Origin of the sequence: Phormidium sp. CCY1219 (assembly GCF_035615515.1) — a bacterium.
Classification (GTDB): Bacteria; Cyanobacteriota; Cyanobacteriia; order Cyanobacteriales; family Laspinemataceae; genus CCY1219.
On sequence record NZ_JAJENT010000289.1, the window covers coordinates 25,223 to 34,040 of the forward strand.

Annotated in this window: 7 protein-coding genes; 1 reads left to right on the top strand and 6 read right to left on the bottom strand. The window is 53.1% G+C overall.

Translation table 11 applies throughout. From position 1 onward, the window contains the following. Nucleotides 1-19 precede the first annotated feature (19 nt). Nucleotides 20-187 carry a hypothetical protein gene (locus LKK83_RS04640; RefSeq protein WP_324629737.1) on the bottom strand — a complete coding sequence of 56 codons (168 nt, stop codon included), beginning with the start codon at nt 185-187 and terminating at the stop codon, nt 20-22. A 424-nt stretch (nt 188-611) separates the two neighbouring features. Here LKK83_RS04640 and LKK83_RS04645 point away from each other — a divergent pair, with 424 nt between their 5' ends. Next, on the top strand, nt 612-1,163 hold the full coding sequence (locus LKK83_RS04645; protein ID WP_324629738.1) for an alpha/beta hydrolase: 552 nt from the start codon (nt 612-614) through the stop codon (nt 1,161-1,163). A 110-nt stretch (nt 1,164-1,273) separates the two neighbouring features. Here LKK83_RS04645 and LKK83_RS04650 read toward each other — a convergent pair whose 3' ends face one another. The 5 genes from LKK83_RS04650 to rimP form a co-directional block, all read right to left on the bottom strand. Next, nucleotides 1,274-1,966: a low-complexity tail membrane protein gene (locus LKK83_RS04650; RefSeq protein WP_324629739.1), complete on the bottom strand. Its 693-nt coding sequence runs from the start codon at nt 1,964-1,966 to the stop codon at nt 1,274-1,276. A 206-nt stretch (nt 1,967-2,172) separates the two neighbouring features. Next, entirely contained in the window at nt 2,173-5,334 is a 3,162-nt protein-coding gene (gene infB / locus LKK83_RS04655; protein WP_324629742.1) for a translation initiation factor IF-2, read from the bottom strand. A gap of 396 nt (nt 5,335-5,730) precedes the next feature. Next, entirely contained in the window at nt 5,731-6,141 is a 411-nt protein-coding gene (locus LKK83_RS04660) for a YlxR family protein (protein WP_442957278.1), read from the bottom strand. A gap of 99 nt (nt 6,142-6,240) precedes the next feature. Beyond that, nucleotides 6,241-7,476, bottom strand: coding sequence for a transcription termination factor NusA (gene nusA / locus LKK83_RS04665; RefSeq protein WP_324629743.1), 1,236 nt, complete (start codon nt 7,474-7,476; stop codon nt 6,241-6,243). Nucleotides 7,477-7,549: 73 nt separating this feature from the next. Beyond that, entirely contained in the window at nt 7,550-8,017 is a 468-nt protein-coding gene (rimP, locus tag LKK83_RS04670) for a ribosome maturation factor RimP (RefSeq protein ID WP_324629745.1), read from the bottom strand. Between the last annotated feature and the right edge of the window lie 801 nt (nt 8,018-8,818).

Below are 8,818 nucleotides of genomic sequence, written 5' to 3' on the forward strand. Positions count from 1 at the left end.
TTGAGAGCGCACCATAGATTTATCCTACAGGCTCGCTGGGGGTAAAGGGGCGATCGCCTGAGTTAATTTTTCCCAGGGTAGCAGGGAAGTGGTTGGTGGGGGTGTACATGCGATCGCAGACCGGTTCCGAATTGGCGATCGCCGCAATGTCCGCCTTACCTGTGAGTGGGGAAAGTGGATCGGCCAAATCGGTTATAATTCTCCCGGAATAGTGTAACAGGGTTGCCCGATTGAGGTTCGGTTGGGAATCGTTGGAAATCGGCGATCGCGTTTTAGGGTATCCTCACTTTCGTCTCGGAAAGCGAGACAGTTGCGGGCAAGAAGTGGTATGCCACTAAACTGCAAGGCGGACAGGGTTGAAGACCTGCCGCGATCGGCCAGTGTTCCCGTTAAAATCCGTCAATTTATCGGTTAGAATAGAATGAATTGAAAGGGAATTGGCTAACATCCTCTGCTGGGGATAATTGGCTGCGATCGTCTGGATCGATGTTCGATAAACTAGGGATAAAACAATGGTAAGTTGTGGATAATTTAGGCAACTTATTGATAGAGTTTGGCGTCCGGTTTTATTGAATTGGATTTGTTGGATTTGAATGAAAGAAGGGATTAAAATGAGGAAAATTAACGGAGTTTTGTTCAGGGTTTCGCGGTGGTTGTTGCGTGCGGCAACTGTGGGGGTGACGGGGTTGGGAATCGGCGTAGTGATGCCATTTGGGGGGGAAGCGATCGCCGCCGAACAGGTAATTTTGAAATACGGACCGATGCGGGCACCCCTATCGGTGGCGGAACTCGTAACCTTTACCGAAACTGGAGAAATGTCGCCCTCGGTGGCGAGTTATATTGGGTTAGCGAAACAGAATCCAGAGGAGATGCGAGCGGGGTTAACCAACTCGATTGAAGTCAGTGCGAGATTTTTGGATCGAGTGCTCAATCACACGGGAGAGTGGTTGCTCGATGAAATTGGGGAAGTGATTCAGACCGATTCTGGGGAAGCAAACGGACAAGCCTTGCGCGCTGCTTTGATACTTTCGGCGGCGGAAGATGGAAAGATTTCGATAATCGAAACGATTCAGAATTATCCGGGGCAAGTGGTGGAAGTGCAGGTGGATACTTTGGCAAGAATTTATAAAAAACTCAGTTTTTTGCAGAAGTTACCGTTGTAGAAAGGTCGTTTGTCATTGGTCATTGACCAATGACCAATGACCAATGACCAACAACCAATGACCTCGGTTATATATCTTATTTTGGTTAAAATGTCAAGGGGTATTTTAAATTAATCTGACGCTTCAGTTTCCGGGGGTGTAGTTTCGAGGGAATCTGGTGCGGGGGGAGAAACGGTAGGGGAGGCAGATTCAGTGGAGGCGAGTTCCACTGGTTGCTCCTTGTCGGGCAAGATGCGATTGACCTTCAAGCCGACAATTGTAAACTTCTGGCGAATTTGGTCTGGGGAGAGCGGGGGTGTGGCGGCAAAAGTGGATTCGTCGGTCAACATGACGCCCAAAACACTAGCCGGGACCTGAAGAAACAGATTGCATCCCAAAAAAGCGAAAGCGGCGAGGAGGAGACCAAGGAGACGCCATTGAGGGAATTGAGCGGCGATGCCGGTGGCGACTGGTGCCCAGCGATAGAGGAGCCACAGGGCCGGGAGTAAGAGAAGGGGAACGAGCAGAGCGATCGCGCGATTGCGGGGGCGTTGGAACAAGCTGAGGGTAACGCGGCGATCGGGGCTGAGTTGTGCGGGTTTCATTGCCACCACCAGGATGCTGAAGATATAGAAAGGACGAGACCATTGCATCCAGAGGATGGGGAGGATACCCAAAGCGGCGACGAACAAGAATTCCAATCCAACCGGGAAGAGGGGATCGCCAATAGCCAGAGCGATCGCGCACAGTTCGAGAAACAGAGGAAGCGCGGCGAGACCTGCCAGATGAATCCAGAGAAACGGGTCAGAAGAAAAAGAGCGCATGAATCAAAGATAAAGGCAAGAGACAAAATAACAAGAAGGGTAAAGGCAACAAGGGGGAAGGCAAGAAAGCAGAGTCATGGAGAGTGACCCTGTGGGGGATGTGCCTTGTGCCTTGGGGAGGATGAAGGTCAGAGGTTAGGGATTTGAGAGAATTTGCCTTCATCCTTTACACTTTACCCTTCATGGTTCATCGGTGACACCCTAGGTTATGCCGGAGAGAGGGTGCGACGCTTCGTGACCATGCGATAAGCTTCGATGGTGTCGCCTTCATTCCAGTCATTGAACTTATCGATACCGATGCCGCATTCAAAGCCGGTGTTAACTTCTTTCACGTCATCCTTGACCCGTTTGAGGGAATCGAGGACACCTTCATAGACCACCGAGCCATTGCGATGGACGCGAACTTTAGAATTTCGCACCACCTTACCGGTTTGGACATAACAGCCGGCCACTGCGCCGCGACCCACTTGGAAGACCGCACGAACTTGAGCCTCACCGAGAGGTTCTTCCACCAGTTCGGGATCCAGGAGACCTTCCATAGCGGCTTGGATATCATCCAACAGTTTGTAGATGATGTTGTACTCGCGAACATCGACCCCTGCCAAGTCAGCCGCGTGTCGAGCGCCCGAGGCGAAGGTGCTGTTAAACGCCACAATCACGGCATCGCTAGCGGCGGCGAGGTCAACATCAGTTTCCGTGACTTCCCCGGGGGCTGCCAACAGGACGCGGACCTGGACCTCATTTTGCGGGAGTTGCTTGAGCGAACCCAGGATAGCCTCAACAGAGCCTTGGACATCAGCCTTGAGGACCAAGTTAAGTTCTTTAAGTTCTCCTTCTTGGGCGCGGGCCGAGAGAGTATTGAGGGTGACGCGACGAGAGGCCATTGCTTGCTGGAGACGGGTTTGGCGACTTTCCTCAGCCCGTTCGTCAGAGATTGAGCGAGCTTCTTTTTCGCTTGGGTAGACCTCAAACTCATCCCCTGCTGCCGGGACATCGCTCAAGCCCAGGATTTCCACGGCGAAAGAGGGGGATGCCTGTTCGACCCGAGCGCCTCGGTCATCGATCATCGCCCGCACCTTGCCCATTGTGGAGCCAGCCACCAACACATCGCCCACATTGAGGGTGCCATTTTGCACCAGCAGAGTAGCCACCGGGCCTCGGGATTTATCCAAGTGGGCTTCAATCACCGTACCTTTAGCGGCGCGATCGGGGTTAGCGGAGATTTCTTCGAGTTCGGCAACCAGGATAATCATTTCCAGGAGAGCATCTAAGTTTTCTCCTTTGATAGCGCTGACCGGCACCATAATCGTATCGCCGCCCCATTCTTCGGGAACCAGACCCTGTTCCATTAACTCCTGCTTCACCCGGTTAGCGTCAGAGCCTTCCTTATCCACCTTGTTAATGGCGACCACAATCGGGACTTGAGCGGCTTTTGCGTGGCTGATGGCTTCGATGGTTTGAGGTTGGACCCCATCATCTGCCGCCACCACCAGAATGGCAATATCCGTGACCCGAGTGCCCCTTGCCCGCATTGCGGTAAAGGCTTCGTGACCGGGGGTATCGAGGAAGACCACCTGATGCATTTGGCCTTCATGTTCCACATCCACGTGATAGGCACCGATATGCTGGGTAATGCCGCCGGCTTCTCCTTGAGCCACCTTCGTTTTGCGGATGGAGTCGAGGAGAGTGGTTTTGCCGTGGTCTACGTGGCCCATGATGGTGACCACGGGGGGACGGAGCTGGAGATTTTCCAAGTCAGCCGCATCGAGCATTTCGCTGACTTTTTTGGCTTCCGATTCAACCTCAGCGGTTTCCACGCTGACCTCGAGTTCTTCAGCCACCATTGTGGCGGTGGGGAGATCGAGGGTTTGGGTAATGTTGACTGGGATCCCCTTGAAGAAGAGAATCTTGACGATTTCGGTTTCGGCCACATTGAGGGAGGAGGCCAGTTCTCGAACCGTTAGGGGTTCGCGCAGAACCAGGGTATCGGGACGTTCTTTTTTATCGGGTTTGTCCCCACGGCGACCGCGTTGCTTGGAAGTGGCTTCCCGACTGGAGTCGGGTTTTTTGGTTTTAGTAGGCGGCGGGGTGGAGCCGGAGGGGCGCTGAGTGGGGGTAGATTTGGGTTTAGCCGGACGAGCGGTGGACAAGCTGACCGCACTGATTTCTTCATTGCGATCGCGGTCCAGTTGAGTTTCAAAATCGTCCTCATCTTCGTCCACGATGGGTTTAGGCCGACGCTTGCCCTTGGAAGAGGACTTGCTGGGTTTCTCGGGAAATTCTTGCAAGTCTTCTTCTTCCTCCTTGCGTTTTTTCAATCGCTTGGGAGGACGAGGGGGAGCTTTGAGTTTGGGAGTTTTTGGGGTATCGGCGAACTCTTCGACCGCTTCATCTGCCGTATCCTGCGGTTCGATGTCAGGGGCGATCGCACTGGGTCTTTCCCCTTTTGACTTCGCGGCGGGGGCTTGGGTGTCTTTGCCCGCAGCGCCACTGCGAGGGCGTTGCACATCCGGTTTAGAGAGCTGCGGTTTGGCGGCAGCCGGTTGCTGACGTCGAGAATCCCCCTCTTTTTTGGCTTGCACCGGGGTAGGGGGAGTGGGGCGAGTAGTTTCCGTGGATTTTTCCGCGCGAGAACCGCCGCTGGCGGGGGTAGGGGTTTTGCCCGAGGATCGCGAGCCGGCGGATTCTTTCTTTGGCGGTTGTTTGAGTACCGGGCGCTCCACTTTTGTTGTCGTTTCGCTCTTTTGTTCCGAGGGAGGCATAGGGCGCACCGGTGGGGACTGGAGTTTGACTTCTTGGTCTTCGTTGGGGTCGGGCTGTTCTGGGGAGGATTCCGTAGCCGAGGTCTCGGTGGATTCAGCGTCCTGGTCGCTTGTTGTTGGGTGTTGGAGGTTGGTCTCAGTAGATTCTGCCATCGATTCTGCTGGAGTTCCCCTGTTTTCTTCACTTGCCGATGCGTCGCCCTCATTGGGACGGGCAGGTCGATTCAGTATCATGGGCTGGTTTTGATTGGGCTGATGGGATGAAGATTGAGCAGGTTGAGGCGCACTCGCTTGAGTTTGCGCTCCCTGTGGTTTGGTATTACTGCGAGTTTTCTGTTTGCGGATTTCCAATATTTCCTGTTTTTTCTTGTTGTTGGAGTTGTTGTCCTCTGACGAGGAGGGTTTGGTTTTAGATTTGGCTGCTGCTGAGACTTTGTCTGGATAGCTTTCCACAAATTTTTCAATTCGCTCAGCCTCCATTTCTGTAATGGTGCTGCTATGGCTCTTGACTGGGATATTTAGCCGATCGCATACAGCCAAGATGTCTTTGTTTTCCAAATTCAATTCCCGTGACAACTCGTATATTCTCACTTTTCCGTTGTTCATAAAACCTCCTTCCGGCGGATAAAGCTCTGCGATTTTAGATGTTTGGACTGTGGGAGATTCGGCGTTAAACTCCTTAATTTTTGAAGTCCATCTAAAATCGGGAGCGGGTTGAACCGGTCTTTTAGTGCGCTTCCGCCGGGAGACCGATAGAACCCTTTTCGATCGCTGTGCAAGCCGCTTGCGCTAGCGCGCTTGTGGTTGCTAGAACCGTCTGCGAAAACAGAACTGAGTGGTTGTCCTGCCATCTGGATACGGCGATCGCGCAGTGCCGTTTGCCGAAATTGACGAACAGCAGCTTTTCTAGTCTTGCACGAATTTCTATAGAAGTGTGGATGGTATTGGGTTAGAGTAAAGATTTTTCCAGGCTCCATCAAAGCCAGATCTATGATTATAAACCTACTGCGGGTGGGGATTGATGGCGTTGGATTGGTTATCCGGTGTAGACATTAAAGATAACCTTTGCCAGAGGGTTTCGTAAAGTTCTGGGGGCACTGGCGCTTTGAGCGATCGCCCGAGTCGATTTTTCTTTTGAGCGGCTTTGAGGCAAGAGGCGGTTGGGCACAGATATGCCGATCGCCCCATTCCCTTATCCAATTGTACCTGATGGGAGGGGTAGACTCTAACCACCCGCCAGAATGCGTTTTTCGGAGCCACTTGGCGGCAACTAATGCAACGTCGATAGTTTTGTTTCATCCACAAATTCGCTTTTCGTTCCAATGGCTTGGGATCGGGTCGGACGCTATGGGGGGGGAATGCCCCCGATCGCGTCTTTCTCCCATTCCCGGACTTTTGCATGACTGCTGGCATGCCAGGGTACCACAGACCCAGGCTAAGGGCTAGGCTGTGCCGACTTGGGCGGCGATCGAGCGGTGGTGCAAAGCTTCAGGGCAATCAACCGAGCGGGTCTTACGCCGATCCCTGTACGGCTTTAGGCTCGGACTCTTCTTCTTCGGAAGCTGACAATGGTTCGTCGGGTTCTTCCATCTCGTAGTCGAGGCTTTCCGCTTCGTAATCGTACTTTGCACTATCCTTGATATCGATTTTCCAACCCGTCAGACGAGCAGCTAGACGAACGTTTTGTCCTTCTTTCCCGATCGCTAAACTTAGCTGATCCTCTGGCACCAGAACGTGCGCCTGTCGCGCTTCTGGATTGACCAGCAGTACCTCATCCACTTTAGCAGGGCTGAGGGCATTCGCGATATAGGTTGCCGGATCCGGCGACCAGCGAATCACGTCAATTTTTTCGCCGCGCAGTTCGTTGACCACCACCTGAATCCGCGATCCCCGCGCGCCAATGCAAGCGCCCACCGGATCCACATCTCGTTCCAGGGTATCCACGGCAATTTTGGTTCGCGGGCCTACATATCGCGACGGGGGATTGGCTTCGCGCGCCACGGCGACGATGCGAACCACTTCGTCTTCAATCTCTGGCACCTCGTTGGCAAACAGATAAACCACTAAACCCGCATCGGCTCTCGATACCAACAACTGCGGTCCGCGAGTCGGGCCTTCGCGCACTTTTTTCAAGTAAACTTTCATCGTGGCGTTGGCGCGATAATTGTCATTCGGTAACTGTTCGCGTTTGGGCAGTTCGGATTCCACTTCGGGTCGTCCGAACCCACTGTTGACGGCTAAAATCACCGATTGTCGCTCAAACCGCAGTACCCGGGCTTGCAGAACTGTTGCTTCTAGGTCTTCAAACTCTTCTTGAATCAGCTTGCGCTGCTGATCGCGCAGTTTTTGCTGTAGCACCTGTTTGGTCTGAATTGCTGCCATCCGACCAAAATCCCGTTGCTCTGGGGTGACATCCAAGACCACGGTGTCTCCGAGTTGCGCTTCTGCTGCCACTTCCTGAACTTCTTTCAGGGAAATTTCGTGGTCGGCGCTGCTGACTCCTTCCACAATTGTCTTGGTAGACAACACCCGAAAGCCTTCTTCTTCAATATCCAGTTCGATTTCAAAATTGTCAAAAAACGTCTCGTCGAACGTATTGCGCTCCATGTTTTGGGTGCGTCTGTAGCGCTCGTATCCTTTTAATAGCGCTTCGCGCAATGCCGCTTGAACGGCATTTTTGGGTAAATTTCGCTCTAGCGAAATGCTGTCGATCATATCCCGCAGTCCGGGTAGGCTGACCATTGCCATAACACTTACCTCTATTTTTCACGTACACTACACTTTCCGGCTCAAATTCGAGTGCAATCGAATTAACCCGGTTCTAGTCCGTTCCCCCGTCTTCGAGCACTACCTTAGCGATCGCATCCCGGGGAATTGCGCGCACCCGACCTTTTAAATTCAAGTAAACTGCGCTTTCGTCTCGCCGAACTAACTTGCCCTTCCATTCTCGATGTCCCTCGTAGGTTTCGATGGTCTGCACGATCGCCGGAAACCCTTTGAAGGAAACGAATTCGCGATCGGTGGTCAGCTCCCGCGAAATTCCGGGACTCGAAATTTCCAAAACATAAGCATCTCCAATCAGATCCGTTTCGTCTAACGTACTTTCCAATGCTCTGCTCATCTTTTCGCAGTCATCCAAACTGGTGTCTGAACTGTTGTTGCGAATATCCACCCGCAGTACCGGTGGACTTTGATTGGTGTGAAATACGGCGCAGACTAACTCCAATCCAAGGGAGTCGGCAACCGGTGTGGCTAAATCGATGATTTGTGGGATCAAAGGATGTGTCATAGAACAGATTGAATAAAAAAAGTGGGCACTGACCCACTTCCCGTGAAATTAATCCCTTCAAAGAAGTTTGGGCACGAACGCACTTCTCGTTCGCCGCATTGAGGGGGGATTTTCTCTGGCACCAGCCCCACGGCTGCTCATCCAGGAAAATGCTCTTGTGCCTTGGGGGGCACCTAAAGTTTGGGCTGCCTACGAGAAGCTGCTGCTGGCATTCCACTGCGGCTGAGGCGAATTGCCTCGCCCTCGGATACCTCGGCAGGGTCTCAGTACGCCTTCCGTGGCGATCGCCCGCCCGCTCGAGTGCTAGTCCCACTGGCTCTCTCGGTGGAATCCCAACTCCCCAAGGCTGGGGGTTTTCCTTCTGGGTTTCTTCCCGAGCTTGTGTGCTCGCAGCTCGATCCGACGCTTTCGTTCTCTGGCGCTGTCCGTGCGCTGCTAACAAACCTCCCCCGATTTGGTGAGTGTTCTAACCACTCTCCACCGAGGACAGATTGGTCTTCTGTGGTGAATGCACCCGCCGATTCAGTGCCCTCGTTAACACCCTACATCTTTTTTTTATCGGGCTGCAACTTCGATTTTGGCTTGACCTAGCTCCCAACCTTAACCAAATCGGGCAATTCCGGGATCTACAGGCTTGCACCTTGCCACCTCGTTCAACGCTTACCGTGATGCCCGGAACGCTTTGTCCGGGAGGTATTCGTGCATGGGGATTAGGGGTCGATAGGGGCTTCGCAACCCTCACCTCCCATTCAGAACCGGACATGAGACTTTCACCTCATCCGGCTCCTAGCCAACTTATCC

Excerpts from the sequence above, each read along its gene's own strand:
- LKK83_RS04645 (WP_324629738.1), top strand. The coding sequence starts at position 612 with ATGAGGAAAATTAACGGAGTTTTGTTCAGGGTTTCGCGGTGGTTGTTG.
- LKK83_RS04650 (WP_324629739.1), bottom strand. The coding sequence starts at position 1,966 with ATGCGCTCTTTTTCTTCTGACCCGTTTCTCTGGATTCATCTGGCAGGT.
- infB (WP_324629742.1), bottom strand. The coding sequence starts at position 5,334 with ATGAACAACGGAAAAGTGAGAATATACGAGTTGTCACGGGAATTGAAT.
- LKK83_RS04660 (WP_442957278.1), bottom strand. The coding sequence starts at position 6,141 with ATGCCAGCAGTCATGCAAAAGTCCGGGAATGGGAGAAAGACGCGATCG.
- nusA (WP_324629743.1), bottom strand. The coding sequence starts at position 7,476 with ATGGCAATGGTCAGCCTACCCGGACTGCGGGATATGATCGACAGCATT.
- rimP (WP_324629745.1), bottom strand. The coding sequence starts at position 8,017 with ATGACACATCCTTTGATCCCACAAATCATCGATTTAGCCACACCGGTT.